19 protein-coding genes are annotated in these 24,057 nt (G+C 53.6%); 4 read left to right on the forward strand and 15 right to left on the reverse strand.

Annotation, left to right across the window (positions count from 1 at the left end; translation table 11 throughout):
• Window positions 1-92: 92 nt before the first annotated feature.
• A complete protein-coding gene (locus PXG97_RS02265; RefSeq protein ID WP_276496097.1) occupies window positions 93-1,331 on the reverse strand; it encodes an aminotransferase class I/II-fold pyridoxal phosphate-dependent enzyme in 1,239 nt (412 codons plus the stop codon).
• Between the two features lie 208 nt (window positions 1,332-1,539).
• Between PXG97_RS02265 and accC the strand changes: the two genes are divergently transcribed.
• Window positions 1,540-3,045 carry an acetyl-CoA carboxylase biotin carboxylase subunit gene (accC, locus tag PXG97_RS02270; protein ID WP_276496098.1) on the forward strand — a complete coding sequence of 502 codons (1,506 nt, stop codon included), beginning with the start codon at window positions 1,540-1,542 and terminating at the stop codon, window positions 3,043-3,045.
• Between the two features lie 211 nt (window positions 3,046-3,256).
• Here accC and rplT read toward each other — a convergent pair whose 3' ends face one another.
• The 9 genes from rplT to PXG97_RS02315 all read right to left on the reverse strand — a co-directional run bounded on the left by rplT (window position 3,257) and on the right by PXG97_RS02315 (window position 13,217).
• Window positions 3,257-3,601, reverse strand: a complete 345-nt coding sequence (gene rplT / locus PXG97_RS02275) for a 50S ribosomal protein L20 (protein ID WP_276496099.1) — start codon at window positions 3,599-3,601, stop codon at window positions 3,257-3,259.
• Window positions 3,602-3,702: 101 nt separating this feature from the next.
• A complete protein-coding gene (gene rpmI, locus PXG97_RS02280; RefSeq protein WP_025605954.1) occupies window positions 3,703-3,897 on the reverse strand; it encodes a 50S ribosomal protein L35 in 195 nt (64 codons plus the stop codon).
• Between the two features lie 23 nt (window positions 3,898-3,920).
• Window positions 3,921-4,442 carry a translation initiation factor IF-3 gene (infC, locus tag PXG97_RS02285; protein ID WP_276496100.1) on the reverse strand — a complete coding sequence of 174 codons (522 nt, stop codon included), beginning with the start codon at window positions 4,440-4,442 and terminating at the stop codon, window positions 3,921-3,923.
• Window positions 4,443-4,561: 119 nt separating this feature from the next.
• Window positions 4,562-6,499, reverse strand: coding sequence for a threonine--tRNA ligase (gene thrS / locus PXG97_RS02290; RefSeq protein WP_276496101.1), 1,938 nt, complete (start codon window positions 6,497-6,499; stop codon window positions 4,562-4,564).
• Between the two features lie 6 nt (window positions 6,500-6,505).
• Window positions 6,506-7,585, reverse strand: a complete 1,080-nt coding sequence (locus tag PXG97_RS02295; RefSeq protein WP_276496102.1) for a tetratricopeptide repeat protein — start codon at window positions 7,583-7,585, stop codon at window positions 6,506-6,508.
• A 15-nt stretch (window positions 7,586-7,600) separates the two neighbouring features.
• Window positions 7,601-7,744, reverse strand: a complete 144-nt coding sequence (locus PXG97_RS02300) for a hypothetical protein (RefSeq protein ID WP_276496103.1) — start codon at window positions 7,742-7,744, stop codon at window positions 7,601-7,603.
• Between the two features lie 12 nt (window positions 7,745-7,756).
• Window positions 7,757-8,545, reverse strand: coding sequence for a tetratricopeptide repeat protein (locus PXG97_RS02305; protein ID WP_276496104.1), 789 nt, complete (start codon window positions 8,543-8,545; stop codon window positions 7,757-7,759).
• A gap of 66 nt (window positions 8,546-8,611) precedes the next feature.
• A complete protein-coding gene (locus PXG97_RS02310) occupies window positions 8,612-11,362 on the reverse strand; it encodes a DNA gyrase/topoisomerase IV subunit A (RefSeq protein ID WP_276496105.1) in 2,751 nt (916 codons plus the stop codon).
• Entirely contained in the window at window positions 11,355-13,217 is a 1,863-nt protein-coding gene (locus tag PXG97_RS02315; protein WP_276496106.1) for a DNA topoisomerase IV subunit B, read from the reverse strand. Before PXG97_RS02315 ends, PXG97_RS02310 begins: the two co-directional genes overlap by 8 nt.
• Window positions 13,218-13,568: 351 nt before the next feature.
• Here PXG97_RS02315 and PXG97_RS02320 point away from each other — a divergent pair, with 351 nt between their 5' ends.
• From PXG97_RS02320 to fbaA, 3 genes are all read left to right on the forward strand, one after another.
• The gene (locus PXG97_RS02320; RefSeq protein ID WP_276496107.1) at window positions 13,569-14,708 is read left to right on the forward strand and encodes an AI-2E family transporter; all 1,140 of its coding nucleotides are present in this window, start codon (window positions 13,569-13,571) and stop codon (window positions 14,706-14,708) included.
• 132 nt (window positions 14,709-14,840) lie between these two features.
• Entirely contained in the window at window positions 14,841-16,256 is a 1,416-nt protein-coding gene (locus PXG97_RS02325; RefSeq protein ID WP_276496108.1) for an exonuclease domain-containing protein, read from the forward strand.
• Between the two features lie 112 nt (window positions 16,257-16,368).
• Window positions 16,369-17,448 (forward strand): class II fructose-bisphosphate aldolase, encoded by a 1,080-nt coding sequence (gene fbaA / locus PXG97_RS02330; protein ID WP_276496109.1) that lies wholly within the window; start codon window positions 16,369-16,371, stop codon window positions 17,446-17,448.
• Window positions 17,449-17,485: 37 nt separating this feature from the next.
• On the opposite strand, the gene PXG97_RS02335 is transcribed toward fbaA, so the two are convergent.
• From PXG97_RS02335 to PXG97_RS02355, 5 genes are all read right to left on the reverse strand, one after another.
• Window positions 17,486-18,436: a 1-phosphofructokinase family hexose kinase gene (locus PXG97_RS02335; RefSeq protein ID WP_276496110.1), complete on the reverse strand. Its 951-nt coding sequence runs from the start codon at window positions 18,434-18,436 to the stop codon at window positions 17,486-17,488.
• Between the two features lie 29 nt (window positions 18,437-18,465).
• Window positions 18,466-20,868, reverse strand: coding sequence for a glycoside hydrolase family 65 protein (locus tag PXG97_RS02340; protein WP_276496111.1), 2,403 nt, complete (start codon window positions 20,866-20,868; stop codon window positions 18,466-18,468).
• 4 nt (window positions 20,869-20,872) lie between these two features.
• The gene (otsB, locus tag PXG97_RS02345; RefSeq protein WP_276496112.1) at window positions 20,873-22,453 is read right to left on the reverse strand and encodes a trehalose-phosphatase; all 1,581 of its coding nucleotides are present in this window, start codon (window positions 22,451-22,453) and stop codon (window positions 20,873-20,875) included.
• A 143-nt stretch (window positions 22,454-22,596) separates the two neighbouring features.
• Window positions 22,597-23,376 carry an HAD family hydrolase gene (locus PXG97_RS02350; protein WP_276496113.1) on the reverse strand — a complete coding sequence of 260 codons (780 nt, stop codon included), beginning with the start codon at window positions 23,374-23,376 and terminating at the stop codon, window positions 22,597-22,599.
• Between the two features lie 401 nt (window positions 23,377-23,777).
• A complete protein-coding gene (locus PXG97_RS02355; RefSeq protein WP_276496114.1) occupies window positions 23,778-23,963 on the reverse strand; it encodes a hypothetical protein in 186 nt (61 codons plus the stop codon).
• Window positions 23,964-24,057 lie beyond the last annotated feature (94 nt).

Here is a 24,057-nt window from a genome sequence, read left to right on the forward strand (position 1 = left end):
ATAGTGAAACATTTGATTTTATAGCTCTAATATACACATTTGTTACAAACAAGCAAAGATTAGCAAATTTTAATATATGCCTCTAGGAGCCATTAAGCCGTAACTGCTGGCGAAGAGTATAGTCCCTTGTCTAGCTTTTGTGCAATTTTCTCGAAAGCGTTGATCGTCTCCTCCACGTCAGCCAGTGTGTGTGCCGCAGTCGGGATAAGGCGCAGCATGATCACGTCCTTAGGCACAACCGGGTACACCACGATTGAGCAGAAGATGCTGTAGTTCTCACGCAGGTCCAACGTCAGCTGTGTGGCATCCGGAATTTGGCCGTTCAAGAACACTGGCGTAACAGGCGATTCTGTTGTACCGATATTGAAGCCTTTTTCACGCAGGCCGCTCTGCAGGGCATGCACAATCTCCCACAGTTTATCTTTCAGTTCCGGCTTAGTGCGTAGCAGCTCCAGGCGCTTCAGGGCACCCACTACTAATGGCATCGGCAGCGACTTTGCAAAGATCTGGGAACGCATGTTATAGCGAAGATACTCGATCACTTGCTCGTTAGAGGCCACAAAGGCACCAATGCTGGCCATAGACTTGGCAAACGTGGAGAAGTATACGTCGATACCGTCCTGCACGCCCAGATGCTCCCCTGTGCCAGCGCCAGTAGCGCCCATTGTACCGAAGCCATGGGCATCGTCTACAAACAGGCGAAAGTTGAATTTCTCTTTCAGAGCCACTACCTCATGCAGCTTGCCAAGGTTGCCGGACATACCGAACACACCCTCAGTGATCACCAAGATTGCACCGCCTGTGTTCTCTGCCCATTTCGTGGCGCGAACCAGTTGCTTCTCCAAGCTTTCCATGTCGTTGTGGGCGTACACAAAGCGTTTGCCCTGGTGCAGGCGCAGCCCGTCAATAATACAGGCGTGAGACTCGGCATCATACACAATCACATCGTGGCGGTCAACCAACGCATCTATAATAGACAATACGCCCTGGTAACCGAAGTTCAGCAGCATCGCGTCTTCCTTCTTCACAAAGTCAGCCAGATCAGCCTCAAGTTGCTCGTGCAGGTTCGTGTTACCAGACATGATGCGCGCACCCATTGGTGTCGCCATGCCCCACTCCGCCGCAGCGTCAGCATCCGCCTTGCGCACCTCCGGGTGGTTAGCCAAGCCCAGGTAGTTGTTCAGGCTCCACGTCAGCACATCTTTCCCCCTGAACTTCATTCTCGGGGCAATTTCGCCCTCCAGTTTAGGAAACGTAAAATAGCCATGTGCATAATGTGAGTGGCTGCCTAACGGACCACGGTTGGTCAACAACTTTTCAAATAAATCCACTTGTGTAATAATTAGGTTTTCGGGATAATTTCTGATCTCAATGCCTCATTCCTTACTGCATCCAATAAGGTATATTGCAGCGCAAAGTTATGGTTTATTCATCTCATATACAATTGTTGCCCTATACTGTAGGAGGCATTTTTAAGATAGCATTTTTAACTTTGCCCTCAAAAACGTTTCTTTGAGTAAAATATACCGTAGCTTCTGCATGAGAAAAATCAACAAGATTCTGGTAGCCAACCGTGGTGAGATCGCCCTGCGCGTGATGCGTAGCGCTAAAGAAATGGGTATCAAGACTGTAGCCATATATAGCGAGGCAGACCGAAATGCCCTGCACGTGCGGTTTGCCGATGAGGCCGTTTGCGTGGGCGGTCCGAAATCCAGCGAATCGTACCTCCGGGGAGACGTGATCATACAGATTTGTAAAGAGCTTGGAGTAGATGCCATTCACCCCGGCTATGGATTCTTGTCTGAGAATGCTGGCTTTGCGAAAGCGGCGGAGGAAGCCGGTATTATTTTCATAGGCCCCTCACCTGAGGCAATCGAGCTTATGGGGAGCAAACTGGCTGCCAAGGCGGCTGTGGCTAAATATAACATCCCCATGGTACCGGGTACCGAGCACGCTATCACGGATGTAGAAGAAGCAAAGCAAATCGCGGAGCGTGTGGGTTTCCCGATTCTTATCAAAGCCAGTGCCGGTGGCGGAGGCAAAGGCATGCGCGTAGTAGAGCATGTGGGCCTGTTTGAGGAGCAGATGCAGTTAGCTGTCAGTGAGGCCGTTTCTGCTTTCGGTGATGGTTCTGTCTTTATTGAGAAATACATCGGCTCTCCCCGCCACATCGAGATACAGGTGCTGGGCGACATGCATGGGAACATCGTGCACCTGTTCGAGCGGGAGTGCTCCATTCAGCGTCGCCACCAAAAGGTGATCGAGGAGGCTCCTTCGGCGGTCCTCACCCCTGCCCTGCGCGAGGAAATGGGACGCAACGCCGTAAACGTGGCAAAAGCCTGCGACTATGTTGGCGCCGGCACCGTAGAGTTCCTGCTAGACGAGAACATGAACTTCTACTTCCTGGAGATGAACACGCGCCTGCAGGTGGAGCACCCGGTTACAGAGCAGATCACTGGCCTGGACCTGGTGAAGGAGCAGATTATGATTGCGGAAGGAAAGCCTCTGAGCTTTGGACAGGAGGATTTAAAAATTTACGGCCATGCCTTAGAGCTGCGCGTATATGCCGAAGATCCGGCCAACAACTTCCTGCCAGACATCGGCAAGTTGGAAACCTACAGAAGGCCACAGGGCTTGGGTGTTCGTGTGGACGATGGCTTTGAGCAGGGAATGGAGATTCCGATCTATTACGATCCGATGATTGCCAAGTTGGTAACCTTTGGCAAAGACAGGCAGGAAGCGATTGAAAAAATGCTGCGCGCCATTGATGAGTACCAGATCACCGGTATCGAAACCACCTTACCTTTTGGGGCTTATGTGCTACAGCACGAGGCATTTGTAAGCGGCAACTTCGACACGAAGTTTATAGAGCGCTATTTTAGCCCGGAGGTGCTGGAAAGAAAGCCGGATGAGGGGGCAGACGAAGTAGCCGCCGCTCTGGCAGCCATGCTGATGAACAAGCAAAAGCCAAGCGCCGCGGATGGCACTGCTGCCCTAGCTTCAGAAAAGCAGACTTCTAACTGGCGCAGGAACAGAACACGTTAAGTACACCTCTCCTACATAACTTCCAGCATAAATCCCCTGAGGATGCAAGTATAAACTTTGCCTTCAGGGGATTTATCGTGTTTGGCCCTCTCGCTTTCTGACAAGGCCTCCGCTGCATGTGTTTCGGAGACGCGGGGAATTTTAGGAGCACAAAAAACAAAAAGGGCTTAGCAAGTATGCTAAGCCCTTCCGTATTATATCTGCAAGTAAATTACTTTACTTTATCAACGATAGCTTTGAAAGCCTCTGGGTGGTTCATCGCCAGGTCAGCAAGTACTTTGCGGTTCAGGTCGATGTTAGCCTTCTTCAGGCCGCCCATCAGCGCAGAGTAAGACAAGCCATGCTCGCGGGCACCGGCGTTAATACGCTGGATCCACAGGGCTCTGAAGTCTCTCTTCTTCGCTTTTCTGTCGCGGTAAGCATACAGCAAACCTTTCTCTACCGCGTTTTTCGCAACTGTCCAAACGTTCTTGCGACGGCCAAAGTAACCTTTGGCCATTTTCATTACTTTTTTTCTTCTGTGTCGTGCTGCTACGACATTGACCGATCTTGGCATTTTGTTTAAAGTTTTGGCGGCTGGTGAATCTGAGGATTCTTCTTAAGACCAGATGCCGGGTTCGTACTAATGATTAACCTACTTCTAACTCTGCTTGAGAATTAGATTTTCAGCATGAATTTAACGTTTGCTTCGTCAGCTTTGCTAACAAGGCCGATGTGCGTCAAATTACGCTTCTGCTTTGTCGTCTTCTTCGTCAGGATGTGGCTTTTGTAAGCGTGCTTACGCTTGATCTTGCCAGTACCTGTCAAAGAAAAACGCTTCTTTGCACCAGATTTGGTTTTTACTTTTGGCATGAGTATATAATTAATTGAAAAAATTACTTTTTCACAGGAGCGTTTTTCGGCGCCAAAATCAGGAACATGCGCTTTCCTTCCAGCTTTGGCAGCTGCTCAACCTTCGCCAGTTCTTCCAGCGCCTGCGCAAACTTAAGTAACAGGATTTCGCCGCGCTCTTTAAACACGATCGACCTGCCCACAAAGTGCACATATGACTTGATCTTGAAGCCGCTCTCCAGGAAGCCTTTGGCATGCTTGAGCTTAAACTCGAAGTCATGATCATCGGTGTTCGGGCCGAAGCGGATCTCCTTGATCACAACCTTCTGCTGCTTCGCCTTCATCTCCCTTGTCTTCTTCTTCTGCTCGTACTTAAATTTCGAGTAGTCGATGATGCGGCATACGGGTGGGTTGGCTGTCGGCGAAATCTCAACCAGGTCAAGATTTTGCTCATTTGCCATTCTCTGAGCATCTCGGGTTGAGTATACTCCTTGCTCAACATTGTCACCAACCACCCTTACTTCTCTGGCAGTTATTCTTTCGTTGACTTTGTATGGCTCCTCCACCTTTCCGCGTGGGATGTTGCGCCTGTTTTGCGTAGTAGCTATAGTTGTACCTCCTTAATTAAATTCCACAATTAAGTTGCGAATATCGCAAATTATCTATCAAAAAAGAAATTTCTTTCCTATTTGTTCAGCATTTCGGCAATCTTGCCCTGGAAAAACGTGCTGAACTCCTCCACCGGCATGGAGCCAAGGTCGCCTTCGCCGTGCCTTCTCACCGAAACGGCACCGTTCTCCTGCTCCTTCTCCCCCACGATCAGCATGTAAGGCACCTTGCGCACCTCTGCGTCACGGATCTTGCGGCCGATCTTCTCATCGCGGTTATCTACATAACCCCTGATGTCGTCCTGCTGCAGGCGATCGTATACTTGCTGGGCATAATCGTGATACTTCTCCGATATCGGAAGTATAGCAATCTGCTCCGGGCTCAGCCAAAGCGGGAAGTTGCCTCCACAGTGCTCGATCAACACCGCCACGAAGCGCTCCAGAGAACCGAAAGGCGCACGGTGAATCATCACAGGGCGATGTTTCTGGTTATCAGCACCGATGTATTCGAGCTGGAATCTTTCTGGTAAGTTATAATCTACCTGAATAGTTCCCAGCTGCCATTTACGGCCCAATGCATCTCGCACCATGAAATCCAGCTTAGGTCCGTAGAACGCAGCCTCTCCCAATTCGGTTACAGTAGGCAGGCCTTTCTCCTCAGCCGCCTCTATAATAGCGCGCTCTGCTTTCTCCCAAGCCTCGTCAGAGCCGATGTACTTCTGCTTATTTTCCGGGTCCCGCAGCGATATCTGAGCGGTATAATCCTCAAAGCCCAGGGCCTTGAACACGTACAGCACCAGGTCGATCACCTTAGTGAACTCCTCTTTTACCTGATCCGGGCGACAGAAGATGTGCGCATCGTCCTGCGTGAAGCCACGCACGCGGGTCAGGCCGTGCAGCTCGCCGCTCTGCTCATAGCGGTACACGGTTCCAAACTCAGCCAGGCGCACCGGCAACTCTTTGTAAGAGCGCGGACGTGTCTTGTAGATCTCGCAGTGGTGCGGGCAGTTCATCGGCTTCAGGAAGAACTCCTCCCCTTCGTTCGGTGTCCTGATCGGCTGGAAGGAGTCTGCGCCATACTTCTCGTAATGGCCTGAAGTAACATACAGCTCTTTGCTACCGATGTGCGGGGTAACCACAGGCTGGTAGCCGGCTTTCACCTGTGCCTTACGCATGAACTGCTCCAGGCGCTCACGCAGCAGTGTGCCTTTCGGCAACCAAAGCGGGAGGCCCATGCCCACTTTCTCAGAGAAAGCGAACAGCTCCAGCTCTTTGCCCAGCTTACGGTGGTCGCGCTTCTTGGCTTCCTCCAGGCGCTCCAGGTATTCTGTCAGCTCCTTCTGTTTCGGGAACGTGATGCCGTAGATACGGGTAAGCTGCTTGTTTTTCTCATCGCCGCGCCAGTAGGCACCGGCGATATTGGTGATTTTAGCGGCCTTGATGAAGCCAGTATTCGGAATATGCGGACCGCGGCAAAGATCAACAAATTTACCTTGCTCGTAGAACGTGATACTTCCGTCCTCTAGGTCCTTGATCAGGTCCAGCTTATACTCATCCCCTTTCTTGGTAAAGTAATCAATGGCCTCCGCCTTCGAAACCTCGCTGCGCAGGTAAACGTTCTTCTCCCGGGCCAGCTCCAGCATCTTCTGCTCCAGCTTGGCAATATCCTCCGGAGAAAGGTGGTGGTCGCCCAGGTCCACGTCATAGTAAAAGCCGTTCTCCACCGGAGGGCCAATGCCGAACTTCACATCTGGGTACATGTCCTCTAAAGCTTCTGCCAGCAGGTGGGCAGAGGAGTGCCAGAAGGTGTTCTTGCCTTCCTCATCATTCCAGGTGAGCAGCTGCACCGTCGCATCCGAGCTGATGGGGCGCGTGGCATCCCAAACAGTACCGTTTACTTTGGCAGCAAGCACGTTACGAGCCAAGCCTTCGCTGATGCTCTGTGCAATCTCTAGGCTGGTTACGCCGCTCTCATACTGGCGCACCGAACCGTCTGGCAGTGTGATGTTGATCATAGTTGTTTATCTTTCTGTCTTCTCCTGTAGGCGTACAGCTGCACTATCAGGTACTCGTGTTGCTATTCTATACTTAAGTCTGGCGATGGACCTGTAAGCGTACGTGGCAGTCGGGTCAATGACGGCCAAGCGCTCATATGTAGTCAGCGCCTTGGAATAAAAGCCATTGCGCTCATAGGCGGTGGCTAACTTCGCAAGGTACTCTGGCTTGGAGCGGTACGTTTTGTAGACCTGCTCCAGGTGCTCCATTGCCTCAAAATCATGTCCCTGGGCCAGATGGTAAACCCCCAACTGGTAATGCGGCCCAGACAGTGTATCGTTTAAACTTACCGCTTTGTCAAAAGCCTGCATGGCGCTGTCCCGCTTCTGCTCCGCCTGGTACACCAATCCTCGGTTGTACCACAGCTTGGCGTCGTTGGGCGCTTTCTGCAGGGCCTTCAGCAAGTATGGCCTGGCAGCGGCATGCTCCCCTCTTCCTATCAGCATCGCCGACAGCTCACGCTGCGGCTGCATAAAGCTTGGAGCCTGTTCCAAGGCCAGTTTATAGTTGCGTATCGCACTGGCCGAATCACCTGTAGCCTCCTGTATCCGGCCCTTGTAGTAAAAAGCAAACTCATCAGCCGGAGACAGCTCCTGCGCCTTTCGAATGTAGGCCATTGCCTGCTCATACTCCTTGCGCTGCAAGTATAACTCGCTCAGCAGCACATACAGGGAGGAGCTTTGGTAGGAATTGCGCTCCGCAGTAAGCGCCAGGGGCAACGCTTCTTCCGGTTTACCCATGGCCCGCAACACCTGCGCTTTCACAAACAGACTGGAAGGCTCATTCCTGGTGAACCGAACGGCCTGATCAGCATCTTCCAGCGCCTTTTCAAGCTCTCCGTTCTGCAGCAGTACCACGGCGCGCCGGGCATACAGGCTGCCATCACGCTTTGAGTTCTCCAGCGCGATGTTCAGGTTTTGCAATTGTGCGGCAGGATCATCTTTCACCTCCTGCAGGTTCACCATTTGCTCACGATCGCTCTCCTCCAAAGTACAGGCGCTAAGGCTCACCGACACCGCCAACAGCATCAAACTCAAAATCCGCATCCTTACCGGCTAATTTTATACTTCTTCAAAAGCGCGTTTATACTTTGCCTGCGCTAAATTAAGACATTTTACCCAAATAGAAACTATCCATTCCCGGAAGCCCGCCGCACTTTTAAAAACAAAAGCCTGCCACCAAACAGGGAGCAGGCTTTCTAACAAAGTTTTCTACCTTTATAGTTTCTGTTGCTGCTGCAACAGGATACTGCATCGCCTGCTAAGCTCCAGCTCCTCTTTCGTCTCGAGCGTCAGCGTCTGCGCCTTTTGCAATGTACTGATGCAGGCGGCGGTGTTTTTCATCTCTTTGTAAATACTGGCCAGGTCATAGTAGTACCGGATGTTGTTCGGCTCATACACAATGGCCTGCTCGATGGCCTTCGCGGCCATTTCGTTGGAAGCCTCTCCGCAAACGCCGCCAAAGAACATTTTAGTGGCGGCCTTTTCAGCGAAGTTAAGGTTGGCCATTTTAAAGTGCCAGCGGCCGAGCATGTACCAGGCACCCGCATGATGGTTGTTGTTCGCCAACGCGGCATCCACAAACGACTTCATCTGGTGTATACCTTGCAAGCGTTCCTTAGGCCCTGAAATCATAGCGTTGGCGCCCAAGGCGACTGCCATGACAAAATTTGCCTCGGCATCCACCGGGTCGAGCTCGTAAGCGCGCTTCGCCAACTCCTTAGCCGTCGCGAAGTGCTCCTGCTTACGCGTCTCGTCCATAAACCTGTCGCCAATGCGGCTGTGCAGCAGGCTGGCCTTACACAGCGCCTCATAATTATCTGGCGACTCTGCCAATACCTGCTCAAACAGCCGCAGTGCTTCGCTTTCCTTATAGTTACTTAAAAGCTGCTCCGCCCGCTTCATCAACTCCGTGTTGCCAGATGCACCACCCTCTGCCCAGGCAAGTGCCGGGGAAAGGGTGCAAAGCACGCAACCGAGCAAAACAGCTTTAAAAACTCTCTTCATATATAGATATTCTCTCCCGTAAACTACCAAGTACCAGCGACTTTCGCAAGGCCCGGGAGAGAAAAATCAAAACAAGTCGAGCTGTTTCTTCTCCTTCAGGGCCTTCTTCGCCTCCTCGGTGTCTACATCAATTTCTACGGCTTCAGCCTGCATAGGTTGAGCACCACTGGCCCGGGCCGCCTCTTCGGCCAGCTCCTTCAGCTGCGAGGGCAGCGACACCGGCTCTTTCCGGGCAGCTTTTTTCGCTTTTGGCTTGTCGTCCTCCGGTTGTTCCACCTCATCCATTCTCGGCACCTCCACCTCATACACCTTAAAGTAGTTGAGCTTGTTGCCAAGGGCCTTCCAGCCTTTCACGTCAATGAACTCGCTGAGCAGCAGCTTTTCGGTTTCGCGCTCGCCGCGGATGGAACGCTTAAACTTAATTGTCGCTAACGGTGCGGAGTGCGTGGACACAGCCTCGAGCCTGCTGTTCTTCGTTTCCGGGATAAAGGCGAAGCGCTTGCCTACCGTGGTCGTCTCTACCTTGAAACGTTTTACGTAGTAGGTTTTATTTTCCCCTTCGTAATAAAGGGCTGAAATCACCAGCTCCGGATCGAACTTCTGCAGCACCTTCAGTTTCTCCACCGTATAGTGGTTGGCCAGGTCGAAGGTCGTCAGCTCGTAGGAACCGTCCTCATAAATGGCCAGTATGGTGTCATCTGTATTGAAAGAACCAAGGTAACGACCGCGTGCTTCGGTGTTCAGCCTTCCGATCACCTCATCGTAGTAGATCTCACGGCCACCCAGCGTAGACTCACCCAGGCTCTTCTGCACCACTTTCTTCACCGGGTACTTCGTTACAATATTGCCGTTGGAGCCTTTGCCCTTGATCATCAGCTCAGCAAAGTCAAAATCAAAGACTTTGTTTCGCGCTGACGCATTCGGAGCCAACGTAACAGTTACCACCTCTGACTCAGAGTTGGGGTTGGCAGTAAGGTAATGCACTTTGGAGCCTTTGTTGCCCTTGGTCAGGTCATACTCCTTGTCGCGGGTAATGGACTTGACAGAGAAACGCTTGGCATACGACACCCCTGACTTGCCATCCAGGTAAATCATGTTATACACCATGTGCTCGTCGTTCTTGTTGTAAACGCCGGCAAGCACAATGTCTTTGCCCACAAAGGTTTTCTCGGCCACCTTCGTCACCATGAACTTCCCATCCTTCCGGAAAACGATGATGTCATCCATGTCAGAGCAATCGCACACAAATTCGTCTTTGCGCAAACTGGTGCCGATAAAGCCATCCTTAGCATTCATGTACAGCTTCTGGTTGGCAATGGCCACGTTCTGTGCGTTGATCACGTCGAAGGTCTTCACCTGCGTGCGGCGGTCTTTGCCCTGGCCATACTTCTTCAGTAGTCCCTCAAAGTATGAAATGGCGTAGCGGATCAGGTTAGCCAGGTTATCGTCCACCTCAGCCATTTCCTCCTCCAGCTTGTTGATGTACTCGTCCGCTTTAAAGGAGTCATACTTGGAGATGCGTTTAATCTTGATCTCCGTCAGGCGGATGATATCCTCCTCCGTTACCTCGCGGCGCAGTAAAGGTTTAAAAGGGTCTAAACCGATGTCAATGGCATTCAGCACGGCCTCCCACGTCTCACATTCCTCAATATCACGGTAGATGCGGTTCTCGATGAAGATCTTCTCCAACGAAGAATAGTGCCACTTGTCCTCCAACTCTCCCTTTCGGATCTCCAGCTCACGCTTCAGCAGGTCCACCGTTTTGAAGGTAGAGATGCGCAGCAGCTCGTTTACGTCCAGGAAGTGCGGCTTCTCATTGATGATGACGCAGGCATTCGGGGATATGGAGACTTCGCAGTCGGTGAAAGCATACAGCGCGTCCATCGTCAGGTCCGGCGACACGCCTGCCGGCAGGTGCACCTGTATCTCCACGTTGGCAGCCGTGTTGTCGACTACCTTCTTGACTTTGATCTTGTTGTTCTCACTAGCCTTCACGATCGACTCCATCAACCCGGTAGTCGTAATGCCGTAGGGCACGTCGCGGATGATGAGCATCGTCTTGTCTACCTTCTCGATGGTAGCGCGCACACGGATCCTGCCGCCGCGCTGACCGCCGTTATAATTGGTCACATCCACCTGACCGCCTGTAGGGAAATCCGGCAGCAGGTTAGTGCTGCGCCCTTTCAGCACATCGATAGAACCTTTGATCAGCTCCTTAAAGTTGTGCGGCATGATCTTGGTAGACAGGCCAACGGCGATACCCTCCACGCCCTGCGCCAGCAGCAGCGGGAACTTCACCGGCAGCGTCACCGGCTCGTTTTTACGGCCGTCGTAGCTCAGCTGCCACTGCGTAGTCTGCGGGTTAAACACCACATCCAGCGCAAACTTGGAGAGGCGCGCCTCGATATAACGAGCCGCCGCCGCACTGTCGCCCGTACGCACATCGCCCCAGTTACCCTGCGTCTCAACCAGCAGGTCTTTCTGGCCCAGGTTCACAATCGCGTCGCCGATGGAGGCGTCGCCGTGCGGATGGTACTGCATGGTCTGGCCGATTACGTTGGCTACCTTGTTAAAGCGGCCATCGTCCATCTCGCGCATGGCGTGCAGAATGCGGCGCTGCACCGGCTTCAGGCCGTCCTCGATGGCTGGCACCGCACGCTCCAGAATTACATAAGAAGCATAGTCGAGGAACCAGTTTTCGTACAGACCGGAGACAGGGGTCACGTTGTGGATGATCTCCTCATCCCCATCGGAGAACTCCACCTCCAGCTCTTCGTTTTGCTCTAATTCTTCGTTGTTCAACTCGTCGTTATGCATATACTTCCTCTACTATATCTTTTTCAATCTTCAGGTTATCAATGATGAACTGCTGACGGTCAGGCGTGTTTTTGCCCATGTAGTAGCTCAGCATCTTCTGTATCGTGGTATCCTTCTGCAGGATCACCGGCTTCAGCTTGATGTTATCGCCGATAAACTTGCCGAACTCGTCCGGGGAAATCTCCCCCAAACCCTTAAAGCGGGTGATCTCCGGCTTCTTGCCTAGTTTATTGATCGCTTCCTGCTTCTCGGTCTCGTTGTAGCAATAGATCGTTTCCTTCTTGTTGCGCACCCGGAAGAGCGGCGTCTCCAGGATGTACACATGGCCGTTGCGCACCAGGTCCGGGAAGAACTGCAGGAAGAACGTGAGCAGCAGCAGGCGGATGTGCATGCCGTCCACGTCGGCATCCGTCGCGATCACCACGCGGTTGTAGCGCAGGCCCTCCAGCCCCTCCTCGATGTTCAGGGCGTGCTGCAGCAGGTTAAACTCCTCGTTCTCGTACACCACCTTTTTCTTCAGTCCAAAGCAGTTAAGCGGCTTTCCGCGCAAGCTGAAAACAGCCTCCGTGTCCACGTTCCGGGATTTGGTGATAGAACCACTGGCCGAGTCACCCTCTGTAATGAACAGCGTGGAGACAGCAGCGTTCTCGTGTTTGTCTTCATTAAAGTGCAGGCGGCAGTCGCGCAGTTTGCGGTTGTGCAGGTTTGCTTTTTTGGCGCGCTGGTTGGCCAGCTTTTTCACACCGGCCATATCCTTGCGCTCGCGCTCGCTCTGCTCTATCCGCTTCTTCAGCGCCTCGGCCGTTGCCTGGTTCTTGTGCAGGTAATTGTCCAGGTGCTCCCGCACAAAGTCGTTGATGTACGCCCGCACGGCTGGTCCGTCCGGCCCCATCTCAATGGAGCCCAGCTTGGTCTTGGTCTGCGACTCAAACACCGGCTCCTGCACCCGTATGGAAATGGCACCAATGATAGAGCCCCGGATATCGGCGGCATCGTAGTCCTTCTTATAGAAATCACGCACCGTTTTCACCACCGCCTCACGGAAGGCAGCCAGGTGCGTGCCCCCCATAGTCGTGTATTGCCCGTTCACGAAGGAGTAGTACTCTTCGCCGTAGTCGTTGCCGTGCGTCATGGCCAGCTCGATATCCTCTCCTTTCAGGTGGATGATAGGGTAGCGCATGCTCTCCTCGTCGGCTTTGTTGCGGAGCAGGTCCAGCAGGCCGTTTTCAGAGTAGAATTTCTTGCCGTTAAAGTTAATGGTCAGGCCGGCGTTCAGGTATACATAATTCCAGATCTGGTTCTCCAGGTAGTCCGGGTTGAACTGGTAGTTCTTGAAAATAGTATCGTCTGGCGTGAACGTGGTTAGGGTGCCGTTGCGCTGCGACGACTCCTGCACGTCAAAGTCCTGCACCAGCACCCCTTTTTCAAACTCGGCAGCCTTCATCTTGCCGTCGCGCACCGACTGGATGCGGAAGTGGCTGGAAAGGGCGTTCACGGCCTTTGTACCCACGCCGTTCAAACCCACCGACTTCTGGAAAGCCTTGCTGTCGTACTTGCCGCCGGTGTTGATCTTGCTCACGCAGTCGATCACCTTGCCCAGCGGTATGCCACGGCCATAGTCGCGCACCTGCACTTTGTGGTCGGAGATCTTCACCTCAATGGTCTTGCCGAAGCCCATCACGTGCTCATCGATCGAGTTGTCGATCACCTCCTTCACCAAAATGTAAATTCCATCGTCTGCCGAAGATCCGTCGCCCAGCTTGCCGATGTACATACCCGGGCGCAGCCTGATGTGCTCGCGCGGCTCAAGGGAGCGTATGCTGTCTTCGTCGTAATTATGCTCTAACTCTGCCATTCTGAAAGCGTAAGTGTAGTTGATTAGGTAATATCAATGCGAAAGATAGGAAAAACTAGAAGACATGATGCAACTGATTAGTTCCTATCACAGGCTAAATTAAGAACTCTCGCTCTAAATTACTAACCTTTTTAGCCAAAGCTTTACATGCTAAATACTGGCTGCTTATTCATAACAGTATAATACAGGAGGTAGTTCAGCATATCTTTATAGTTTACTATATTTTTTAGGCTAACTTTTTTAGCAAATTTATATATTGATATTCATATGCTTAATCGCGCGACATTTGCTTATTTTGAAGTGGCAAAAGTAGGAGTTGACAGGAGAAATAAAACGACATGGAGAAGTTAAATGGAAATTAAGCTACCCGCATACTTTAAATATACAGTTATACTTCTGGGGCTGGCCCTGCTCATTTACACGCTGCAGCTTTTAAAGGCGGTACTCATGCCGCTGGCATTCGGCCTGCTCTTTGCCCTGCTGCTGCTGCCCCTCACCCGAGACCTGGAGAAAAAGCTGCGGTTCCCCAGGCCCTTGGCCATACTTACATGTATTACCCTGGTGATCATTGTACTTGGCCTGGTCGTGTGGTTCCTGTCGATGCAGCTCGTGAGCCTTACCACGGAGCTGGAGTCAATCGGTAAGAACATGCAAAAGCTGATCCTGAACGTGCAGGAGTTCTTCCTGACAAACTTCGGCATCGCACCGCCCAACAAATCCCAGCTGATACAGAACGCGATCGGGGGGCTCCAGGAATTCACCACCTCATTTCTCGGCAGCACCATCTCCATCACCACCGGCGCTATTACTGTCCTGACCCTGGTACCTATCTTCGTTTTCCTGCTGCTCTACTACCGCGACCATCTGGAGCAGTTCCTGTTCAAGTTTGTGGCTAAGGACCGCCGTAGCGGCGTGATCCAGACCATGACCGATATCCAGCATGTGGTGCAGAGCTACATTTCCGGGCTGATGATCGTGATCGTGGTGGTGGCCCTGCTGAACTCGGCGGGGCTGCTTATACTGGGGGTGAAGTATGCCGTCTTCTTTGGGGTATTCGCCTCCATCCTGACCATCATCCCCTACATCGGGATTATGATCGGTGCCTCCCTGCCGGCCCTGTTCACGCTGGCCACCACCGGCAACCTGCTGGACGCCGTGCTGGTTGTGGTGGTGTTCATGTTTGTGCAGTTCCTGGAGGGGAATTTCATCACACCGTTCGTGGTAGGGTCTAAGGTGAGCCTGAACCCTTTTGCGGCCATACTTGCCCTATTGGTAGGCGGCGAGATCTGGGGGGCGGCAGGTATGATCCTCTCTATCCCCATCATCGCCATGATGAAGGTGATTTTTGATGTGTATGAGCCGCTGCAGCCCTTCGGTTTTCTGCTGGCGGACATAGATGAGGTTAAGCCGAAGGGGAAAGGACGGGTGCGCAGCTGGCTCGACGAGTTTGTGAATGGCATCTGGCGCGGCAAAAAGAATCCGAACGAGTAAGCTTGCCAACCTTTTTGGCAGCCAACAAGCACAGAGAGCAAATTGAAACGGAATACTAATAATTTTGGTTTAGAAGAAGGGGCCGCGGCTAATGCCTCGGGCCCGGATCCACACGACCTAAACCAGAGCAACTTGTACGCCATAGTAGACATCGAGACAACCGGTGGCCAGCCGCACCAGGACAAGATCACCGAGATTGCCATTTTTATTCACGACGGGGAGAAAATTGTAGACAAGTACCACACGCTCGTTAACCCGGAGCGCCCCATCCCCTTCTTTATTACCCAACTGACAGGCATAAAGGACGACATGGTGCAGGACGCGCCGAAGTTCTACGAGGTGGCCAAGGAAATCGTCGAGTTCACTGAAGGGAAGGTTTTTGTGGCCCACAACGTGCGCTTCGACTACTCCTTTATCAAGAAGGAATTTGCCGACCTTGGCTTCACCTTCCAGCGCAAAACCCTCTGCACCGTGCGGCTCAGCCGCTCCCTGATGCCGGGCCTGCCTTCCTACAGCCTGGGCAAGCTCTGCAAAAGCATAGACATACCGCTCAGCCAGCGCCACCGCGCCATCGGCGATGCCGAGGCCACCGCCATACTTTTCGACAGGCTTATAAAGATCAACCGCCCTGTGGTGGACGGCAACATGAACATGGCCGCCGAGCATACCACGCAGGTGCTGAAGCAGGAAATTAAAACGTCGCTGCTACCGCCCGCCATCAGCAAGGAAAAAATAGATGCCCTGCCCATGGTCCCGGGGGTGTACTACTTCCATAACGAGCAGGGCGAGGTGATCTATGTCGGCAAAAGCATCAACATCAAGAAGCGCATCATTCAGCACTTCAACATCGACTACAAGAGCCGCAAGTCGCTGGACTTCAAAAACAGCATTGCCGACATCACCTATGAACTGATGGGCAACGAGCTGGTGTCGCTGCTGTTTGAGTCGGCGGAGATAAAGCGTATGAAGCCGCACTACAACCGCCAGCAGCGCCGCAGCGTGTTTAACACCGGCATTTATGTGTACGAGGATGCTGACGGCTACAAACGCCTGACCTACAGCAGCGTGAACAAGGCTGATAATGTAAGCATGACGCCAATTATTGCCTTATCCAACCATTTCAAGGCAAAAGGGTTTCTTTTTCATAAAGTAGCCAAGTTTAACCTCTGCCAAAAACTCTGCGACCTCTACAAGACCAACGGCGCCTGCTTCGATTACCAGGTGCACCAATGCAATGGTGCCTGCATCGGCAAGGAGAGCCCGGAGGAGTATAACAAGCGCGTGGACGAGGCCATCGACTCCTTCACCTATGAGCACCACAGCTTCGTGATCGTAGGCAAAGGCCGGGAGCCCGGGGAGCGCTCGGTGGTGGTGGTGGAGCACGGCACCTACCTGGGCTTCGGCTTTGTGGACGATACCTTCTCGGCCAGCACCCTGGAGGACTTCAAGGGAGCCATACAGCGCTTCCACGACAACAAGGATGTGCAGCAGATTATCCGCAACCACATGCGCGGCAAACACAAAGATAAAGTACTGGTGTTTGATTAAGGGCTTCTGGTTTGCTTTTACAGCAAAAGCCGCCTAACTTCAAGACGTTTAAAGTATACAGAGAGCCATACTTTCTGATACATAGTATAATCCATTATTAACGAATAATTCTGTGAACGAAACAAAAACAAGATTCAGGCCGGGCGTATTGTACGGCGATGAGGTGACAGAGCTGTTTAAGTATGCGAACGAGAATAACTTTGCACTGCCAGCGGTAAACGTGATCGGCACGAATTCGATCAACGCTGTGCTGGAGACAGCCAAAGCCGTTAACTCACCGGTCATCATTCAATTCTCGCATGGCGGCGCCCAGTTCTTCGCTGGCAAGGGCCTGAACAACGATAACCAAAAGGCTGCCATTGCCGGTGCTGTTTCCGGGGCACAGCACGTGCACCTGATGGCCGAGGCTTATGGCGTGCCTGTGGTGCTGCACACCGACCATGCCGCCAAAAAACTGCTGCCTTGGATAGACGGCCTGCTGGACGCGGGAGAAAAGTACTATGCGCAGCACGGCAAGCCACTCTTCAGCTCCCACATGCTGGACCTCTCGGAGGAAGAGATCAAAGAGAACATTGAGACCTGCGCCAGCTACCTGAAGCGCATGGACAAGCTGGGCATGACGGTGGAGATTGAACTGGGCGTGACTGGCGGGGAGGAAGACGGCGTGGACAACACCGGCGTGGACAGCTCCAGACTATACACCCAGCCTGAAGAAGTGGCCTATGCTTACGAGGAACTGAACAAGGTGAGCACCCGCTTCACGATAGCGGCAGCCTTCGGCAACGTGCATGGCGTGTATAAGCCAGGCAACGTGGAGCTGCGCCCGGTTATCCTGAAAAACTCGCAGGACCATATCCAGGAGAAGTTTGGCACGGGCCCTAACCCGGTGCACTTCGTATTCCATGGCGGCTCCGGCTCCGAAAAGCACCTGATCAAGGAGGCTATCGAGTATGGCGCCATCAAAATGAACATTGATACGGACATGCAGTGGGCCTTCTGGGAAGGCATCCGCAACTACTACGAGGAGAAGAAAGGCTACCTGCAGAGCCAGATCGGCAGCCCGGATGGCGAAGACTCGCCAAACAAAAAATACTACGACCCGCGCGTTTGGCTGCGCGAAGGCGAGAAGAATTTCATCGCCCGTTTAAAGGAGGCCTTCACGGACCTAAACGCGAACAACCGCAACGAGTAATTTCCAGTATGGCGAGGCAAAACCTCGCCATACTTTTTTATACCTGCTCCTTACGCTCCTGCAGCCACTTGTAGATTCTTTCGGTATCCTCCTTGCGGCAAAGCTCCGAGCCGGGCGTCATGGTGGCGGCGGTGCCGGCCGCCACGCCATAACGGACCATATCCTCCAGGCTGCCTCCCCGCAACAGGCAGAGTACCATACCTGCCACCATGCTATCGCCGGCCCCCACGGCGCTCTGCTGCGGCATGGTGGGCGGCACTACATAGGTGATGCCTTCCTTAGAGGCCAGCATGGCTCCGCGCGGCCCCAGCGACACCACCAGCACCTTGCATTTCCCCTCGTTCAACACCTGCATCGCAATCTCTTCCTGCTCCATTGCCGATATCTGCTCCTTCCCGGCCAGTGCTGCCAACTCGCCCAGGTTCGGTTTCAGCAAGTATACCCCCTCTCCTGCCGCCTTCAACAGGGCATCACCGGAAGTATCCACGATCAACCTGAAATTCTTGCGGTGCGCAATCAGGGCGAGCTGCTCGTAAAAATTGTCTGGCACACCCGGCGGAAGGCTGCCGCTGGCCACGACATACTTTGGTGTTTGCGCCTCGGGCAGTTGCTCCAGATCATCCAGGCACTGCCGCCACTCCTGCTCGTATACTTCGGGGCCGGGCATGCCAAAGCGGTATTGATTGCCAGAGTTGTCTTCCATCACCATCAGGTTTTCGCGGGTCCAATTCTTGGTTTTGAATGCCCTGAAATGTACGCCCTCCTCCTCCAGCAGAAGACAGATCCGCTCCCCGGAAGGGCCTCCTACCAGCATCCAGGCGCAGGAGCTGCTACCGAGCTTCCGCAGTGCCCGCGACACGTTGATACCGCCGCCACCCGGCTCATAGATGGGGGAATCGCAGCGGAGCTTTTTCTCGGGCAGCACCTGCGCCACATGGGTGCTCTTATCCAGCGCCGGGTTGAGAGTGATGGTGATGATATCGCTCATAAAAAGAGAAGTTATAAAGTATAAACCGGTTACCGGGCAATGTTGAACTCGCGCTGCTCACCTGTTCGGAAAGTATGCACCTCGCCCCGCACCCCGATCTGCACCTCCTTAGACCAGCCGCGGTCAAAGGTTATGCGCATGGTGTCCTGGGTCAGGCGAATAGAGATCCAGTGGTTGCGGTATCGCACCTGGAAGTTCAGGCAGCCCACCTCGTCTGGCAGCACAGGATTGAGCCACAGCACGTTATCCCGGATCTCCATACCTGTAAAGCCTCGCTGCACCAAGTCCACGGTGCCTGCCATCGCCCCCAGATGGATTCCTTCCGCGGTAGTTCCTCCCTGGATGTCTTCCACATCGCTTACCAGGGCAATCTCAAAGTTCCTCCAGGCGCGTTTACGGTCTGAGCGTGCCAGCACCCAGGAATGCACGATTTTACTGAGCGTGGACCCGTGCGAGGTGCGCTGCTCATAGTAGGTGATGTTGGCGGGGATACTCTCCGGCTTAAAATCGTACTGCAGCTGCCGGAAAATCTCCAGCAGTTCCTCGGAGGAGAACAAGTAAAACAGCATGAGTACGTCTGCCTGCTTGCTGGCTTTATACTTGTTCACGTTGTCGCCCTGGCTTTCCAGGATACGGTCCAGGCGCATGGCCTCACCATGCTTGGCCCGGTACTCCTCCCACGGAAACTCCGCCAGCTGCTCGTAGCCCTCAAACTGGGCAATAATACCACTGTCACCAATAAAGGGTACGTACATCTTGGCCGCGATGTCGCGCCAGCGGGCGGTGTCCTCCTTGCTGATGCTTAGCTTCTGAAACAGCTCCTCCAAACGGGAATCGTCGAGAATCCCGAAAAGTTTCAGGGACGCTTGTATCACCCACACCGCCATCACGTTAGTGTAGGCATTGTTGCTTAACCCTGGCTCATCAGAGCCGGGATAGGCTGTATGGTACTCGTCTGGTCCGACTACATGGTGAATTTCGTAGCGCCCACGGGTGGGGTTTAAGGTGGCAATAGAGGACCAGAACTGGGCAACATCGAGCATCAGCTCGGCCCCCATAAAAGCCAAAAAGCTCATGTCTTCAGTGGCCTGGTAATACTGCCACACATTGTAAGCAACGGCGGCACTGATGTGGCGCTGCAAATAGGTGTTGTCTGGTAACCAACGGCCCGACTGCGGGTTCAGGTGGATAATCTGGCTCTCCTCGCGCCCATTACTGCCGCTTTGCCACGGAAACATGGCTCCGCGATAACCCGCCTGACGGGCGGCATAACGCGCCTCCGGCAGGCGGCGGAAGCGGTACTGCAGCAGTTCGCGCGTCAGCTCGGGCAGCCGGAAGTTCAGGAAAGGAAAAATAAAGAGCTCATCCCAGAAAATGTGGCCACGGTACGCCTCGCCATGCAGCCCGCGGGCCGGCACCCCCACATCAAAGCCCACGGTGTTAGCCGAGACGGTTTGCAGCAGGTGGAAGATATGCAGGCGGAGGATGCCCTGGGTTTTGGTGTTGCAGGCTATTTCTAAATCGCAGCGGTTCCAGAGGCGCTGCCAGGCCAGCACATGCCTGCCCAGCAGGTGTTCAAAGTTACCTTGGCGGTCGATGTTCTTGCAAGCCTCCTGCAGCGGCTCAGTAATTGCCTGGTCGCGGGAAGTATGGAGCTGCACCACTTTCTCAATTTGCACCGGCTTGTTCTGCTCGCACCGCACACGGCATTGAAGGGCTACGTACCCCTCTTCCTGCTGCATCTCATAGGAGATGTTTTCCTGTACCGAACCGCGGAACACCCGCACCCGGGCCGCCTGCGCCATCAGCAGCTTCGACTGTACCGTCTCCACCTCCAGGTAAATCGTCTCCGGATTATGCTGCCCCTGCCCAACGGGCCGCAGGTGCCGGTTCTGCAAGGCGCTGTAGCGCTCCACGCCGCTGTTCGTCACGCGCCCATCCAAGGCGGCGCGTACCACTACCTCTCCTGACCAATTCAAGGGGGTTATTTCCCATTGCAGCGCCGCCACATGCTTGTTGGCCATACTCACCAGCCGCCTGCTTACCAAGGACGTCTCACGGCCCTTCTTATCGCGGAAATGCATTCGACGCAGCAACAGCCCCTGGCGCATGTCCACCTCCAACTGAAAGCCGATCATCTCTACCTTCCTGACATCGAACAATTCTTCATCGGGATGGCAAAAGGTAAGCGGAAGCCAATTAGGCCAGTTAACCAGATCCTCGTTCTCTATCTTCTCACCCGCTATTTCGGAAGTGAGGCGGTTGTAGCCGCCAGCCAGGTAGGTACCGGGATAGTGGGCGCCGCGCTCTGCTGCGGCCTCCTCGAAAGCTCCCCGGGTGGCAAAGTAGCCGTTACCCAAGGTGCAAAGCGCCTCGCGGAGCGCCTGTTGCTCCGGGTTCCAGCTGTCGAAGGTGACTTTCCAGTCCTGCATAGCTTCATTTCTTTAGGTGTTGCGCCAGCGCCTCCAGGAACTGCTGTACTTCCTCCACACTCTCCAGCCGGTAATCTGCTGCGGTTTCCTCAGCATGCTCCCCCACCAGGATGCTTACACCCTCTCCCTTCAGGGCGGCAAAGGCATCCTCATCCGTCAGGTCATCGCCAATATACAGGGGGAGAATATTCGGTTGGCGTAGGTCCAGCTCGTCCAGGAGCCAATGCACGGCCTTGCCTTTGTGCCAGTCGAGGTTCGGCTTCAGCTCCAGGATCATTTTGCCTGGGCCGGGCTTGAGCTCCTCATACCTGGCGAGCACCTCGTGCGCCACCTCCAGCACCCGGCTCACTTCCTCTTCAGCCACGTTGCGGTAATGCACGGCAATCGCGTAGCGCTTCCGCTCCACCAGCGCCCCTGCCACATCTTTCAGGCGCTCGTTCAGCTCTTCCTGTGCCTTATCCAGCGCGGGAATGGCGGCGGCGGCGCCTCCCGGCTCGGTGTGCAGGTTGTCGGGCCCTGAGATATCGAAGCCGTGCGAGCCGGCATAGTACAGGTTATCCAGTTGCACCAGCTTCTCCACGTTGGCACGGTCGCGCCCGCTCACAACAGCAACCGGGCATACTTCCGCCAACTGCCGCAGCGTCTGCCGCATGCTGCCCGAAAGAATGGCTTTGTCCGGATCCTTCACAATGGGGGTCAGGCAGCCGTCATAGTCCAGAAATACAGCGGGAGTTTTGCCATTTAAAAGCTCACTTACTTTGTTTAAAGCGGAAGGAAGGTTTTTGCCGTCCTGCTTCTTTACCGTGGAGGTAGTCGGGTTCGTCATAGTATGGTTTTGGCTTGGAAAGGTTTGCAGCACCAGGTCGGCACCGTGTTCTGTTAATTCTTGTGCTTCATTTGTGCGGTCGATGCCTACGACCAAGGCAAAGCCGCCTGCCTTGCCGGCCTCTACACCGGCCAGCGCATCCTCAAATACGGCCGCCTGCTCGGGCTTTACGCCTAGCCTCTTGGCGGCCTCCAGAAAGATATCGGGGGCGGGCTTGCCTTTCAGGCCCAGTTCCGCCGACAGCAGGCCGTCCACCCGCACCTCGAACAGCTCCTCTAGCCTTGCCGCGGCAAGTATGGCTTTGCAGTTCTTGCTAGCCGAGATTACAGCCGTTCGCATTCCTTGGCGCCGCATCTCTTTCACGAAGGCTACTGTGTCAGTGTATACTTCCACCCCTCCGTCCTCCAGCAGTTCCTGAAAGTAAACATTCTTTAAGTTGCCTAAACCAGACACTGTCTCGGCTCCAGGTTTGTCTTGCGGGCTGCCTTCCGGCAGGTTGATGCCTCTGGAGGCCAGAAAATTGCGCACCCCGTCGTAACGCGGAATGCCATCGATGTAGCGGCGGTAATCCGTGGCGATAGCCAGCGGCTCATAATTTTTCCCATCCTGCCGCCCCCGCTCCTGCAAGTAGGCATCAAACATGCGCTTCCAGGCGGCGGCATGGACCCTGGCTGTCTGGGTAATCACCCCGTCCAGGTCGAAGATGAGCGCCTTGACGCGCTTGCTCTCCAGTAGGTGAAACAGGTTCTGCTGTGGCATGCTGCATGGGGTTTGGGAGATGCTGCTCTCAGGAAAAGCATACTATAGTTTAGGCCATTAAGTTATACTTCCCGGATAAACCAAAAGCGCCTCCTGCAAGACAGGAGGCGCTTTTGTAATGGTTTCAGAAGTATATGAATGGATTAGGACCCGAGCGAGGAGGCTGCTTTCTCTTGCAGCTCCGCCGTAAATCCTTTGATCACGACGTCAGCTCCTTTTGCCTCCAGCCTTTCCTGCACAAAGCTGCGGTCTATTCCTACTATCAAGCCGAAGCCTCCAGCCTTGGCACCTTCGATGCCGCCTACGGTATCTTCAAAAACAGCTGTTTCCTCTGGGCCAACGCCCAGACGTCGGGCCGCCTCAAGGTAAATATCCGGAGCGGGCTTGCTCTGCATTTTCAGCTCATTGGCCACTACCTTGTCTACACGCACCTCAAAAAGCTTGTCCAAACCGGCACGGCGAAGTATGGTCAGGCAGTTGCGGCTACCAGAAACAATGGCCGTTTTCATGCCTGCCTCCTGCTGCTCTTTCACATACTTTACAGCATCATCAAACACTACCACGCCATTCTGCTTCAGCAGCTCGTGGAAATAGTAGTCCTTTCGCTCCCCCAGGCCAACCAGCGTATTAGCACCTACACTGTCGCTGGGCTCGCCCTCTGGCAGCTCAATGCCCCTGGAGGCCATGAAATTACGCATTGCATCAATGCGGGGCACGTCGTGCACGTACGTCTGGTAATCCTCTTTCAGGTCAAAAGGCGCATAGGTTTTGCCGTCCTGCTCGCTGCGCTGGCGCAGGAACGAGTCACATAGCTTTTTCCATGCTTCGGCATGCAGTCCGGCCGTATTGGTGATTACCCCGTCCATATCCAGGATGAGGGCCTTGATGTTTCTCTCTTGTATAAGATTACTCAGATTGCTCATAAGTATAGGTTTGCTTGATAGGTTTCTATTTCAGTTTTAGACGACTGGACTTATGGCAACTGGCTTTCTTCCCCAGCGCTGGCCACGCCTTTTTGCCCTGCCTTACACCCACGGGCACGCCCCTTTGTGATTGTTGCGCACCGGGAAAAGCAACACGAAGCCTTTATCCGGCTCATCAAATATAGGTACCTGCCCTCACAGTTGCAGCATCTACGGCTATTAAATTGTATATGTTTACAAACAAATACTTCGCGGTTTGGCTCATTCGACCAAGGGCCAGCCTCTCATATGCTGTTTATCCTATATAGTGCGCTGCGTCAGGAAAGAGAAAAAAACTTTTTCCCATTGGTCTTTCAGGTGCGTCTGCCTCTCCACCCATCGACTGTTTTACAGGATTGCGGCTACGGAATACCTGTTGTGCGCTCCTCTGGGGGTACATCCGGCCCCTGCTCTGGCCGGGTAGACCAGTTTTCCCCGCCGGTAATGTAGCCCGTGGCCCCAGGGGATGAACCCTTGCCTTTATCTTCTCCTGGGTTATCGTTTTTCTTTTCAGCATTTCCAGCCTGATCTTTCTTTCTCTCTTCCATAAGGCATCCTTGTTAAATGTTAAGTTCAAAAGGGGGCACAGCAACTGCAGTAGCTCCAACTGGTCCTTTCAAACGAATAATACCTTACCTACGC

Origin of the sequence: Pontibacter litorisediminis, assembly GCF_029360645.1 — a bacterium.
GTDB classification, from domain to species: Bacteria; Bacteroidota; Bacteroidia; order Cytophagales; family Hymenobacteraceae; genus Pontibacter; species Pontibacter litorisediminis.